1 protein-coding gene is annotated in these 251 nt (G+C 62.5%); it reads left to right on the top strand.

Annotation, left to right across the window (positions count from 1 at the left end; all coding sequences use genetic code 11):
• Nucleotides 1–71: 71 nt before the first annotated feature.
• Nucleotides 72–251, top strand: a 180-nt coding sequence (locus J5M56_RS26030; protein ID WP_207938191.1) for a hypothetical protein, incomplete at its 3' end; no start/stop codon positions are given.

The raw sequence follows: 251 nt of genomic DNA, 5'->3' as shown, positions 1-251 counted from the left end.
GCGATCGCGCCATTGCAACTTGCGGTAGTTGAAGTTGCGCCCCAGCGTGCGGCCGTCGGCCTGAAGGCCGTTTGCCTCCACCGCATTGCCTTGCAGCGAGCCGTCCAGCCACTGCAGCCCGCCAGCCCGGCCAACGCGGCAGCGCTTCGCGCGATACCAATATCTGGGAAAAAGGCAGCGACAACCTGCTGCATAACGACAACAACATGGCCCAGCTGCGCTTTGAGCATTGGCTCAACGACGACTGGACA

This window comes from Pseudomonas sp. 51_B, assembly GCF_017491595.1.
Classification (GTDB): domain Bacteria; phylum Pseudomonadota; class Gammaproteobacteria; order Pseudomonadales; family Pseudomonadaceae; genus Aquipseudomonas; species Aquipseudomonas promysalinigenes.
The sequence above is the reverse complement of the archived record's forward strand: the minus strand, read 5'-3'. Positions and strand labels throughout refer to the sequence as shown.